This window comes from Holdemanella sp. DFI.5.55, from assembly GCF_020593575.1.
GTDB classification, from domain to species: domain Bacteria; phylum Bacillota_I; class Bacilli_A; order Erysipelotrichales; family Erysipelotrichaceae; genus Holdemanella; species Holdemanella hominis.
Map to the genome: position 1 here is coordinate 1 of NZ_JAJDMK010000154.1, position 1,483 is coordinate 1,483.

General features: G+C 29.8%; 2 protein-coding genes. Both read right to left on the reverse strand.

The features are described 5' to 3' along the window. Positions 1–142 precede the first annotated feature (142 nt). Positions 143–445: a hypothetical protein gene (locus tag LJE08_RS13485; RefSeq protein ID WP_227403512.1), complete on the reverse strand. Its 303-nt coding sequence runs from the start codon at positions 443–445 to the stop codon at positions 143–145. A 9-nt stretch (positions 446–454) separates the two neighbouring features. Next, the gene (locus LJE08_RS13490) at positions 455–661 is read right to left on the reverse strand and encodes a helix-turn-helix transcriptional regulator (protein ID WP_003865061.1); all 207 of its coding nucleotides are present in this window, start codon (positions 659–661) and stop codon (positions 455–457) included. Positions 662–1,483: the final 822 nt, after the last annotated feature.

Consider the following 1,483-nt stretch of genomic DNA (forward strand, 5'->3'; position numbering starts at 1 on the left):
TTTGCCACACATGTTATCTTGGCTTTGATCAGTTTGAATGTACGGATTGTGACAATTGGAATATTATTCCACATTCTTGTCATATACAAAAAAAACCGTATTGCTACGATGTTTTTCTGTCTAATATTTTTGTATCTACTACTCAAAAAATACCTTTATTATATTTGAATTGACCATAAAGAATCAAACCTAATCCGATAATAATCGCTGGCAGAATGATATATCCCATAATTTCTTCGCTCCAAAACGAAACAATAAAACCTAATACAAGAGATATTCCTATAATCAGTGTTCCTGTTCCAACAACTTTTCCATACTTTGGTATATCTTCTTCTTTTACTCTTCGCCTATTGTAAGAATGAATTGTGCTGATATTGCCTTTGATATTTATAATTCCCACAACAGATATGAACACTACCAAAATCAACATTATAATATTTTCCATAATGACCTCCTAAAAATAGAATAGTTCCTCAAATTTTTTGTCCAATGCAATACAAAGAATTAGAGCCAATTTTGCAGTTGGATTAAACTGTCCTGTTTCAATAGAACTAATCGTGTTTCTTGATACACCCACCATTTCTGCAAGTTGAGCTTGAGAAAGATTTGCTTCTGTGCGAACTTCCTTTAAGTGATTTTTCAGTTGTAATTGTTCTTTCATATTCTCACCTCTAAAAGTTTTCTTTGCATATTTAAATTACACACCTACCAAGTTTTCTTGTCAATAGAGTTCATAAAAAAGTTACAACCGATATAAGAGATAACTTTTCTGCCACTTCGATTATACTCGCAACTTAATGACTTCTTGAATACTTGCTTTTGATTGCCAAATTATTTGAATATGAAAGTTAATAATCTAATCACATTAAATGAAAAAGTCATAGCACAAGTTTGAATAAAATCTATTCAAATTACGTGTTATGACTTTTATAATATGTTCTATAGAAGGTGAGAAAAAGAAAAGAGATAAAAACCAACGCACGCCAATGAGTTCTTTTTACTCTCAGCTCTTACGAACAAGATTTTGATAACTGTTTATAAGTCAAACGTCAACCAGGTAGATGCTGAATCGTATAAAAAATTCACAGAGTCTTTAAATCTATATTCTGATAGTGGTAATTTAAAGATAACCAATTTGGATCGTTTAGTTTTCACCAAAAATGGTGAATTTATGATTTGAATTGAGTTATTTTTTTATTTTTGGTTACACTTTCTTAGAAAGGAGGTGAACCAAATGAAAAAGAAATTACAGAAGGTGATAGGTGTTTTAAGTATAATGAAAGACTTTAATATGAAGCCAAATTTTAGTGAACTAGAGCCCTTAAGGTTCTGGTAAAACAACCATTAAAAGCAATAATTATAGGCAGTAATAAATACTAACTAAAATTCGTATAACATAATTACAATAATTTTGCTAAAATTTTAATATTTGGCTCTGTCACAACAAATGGTTGATTTTTGACGAGAAATAGCGTACAATAAT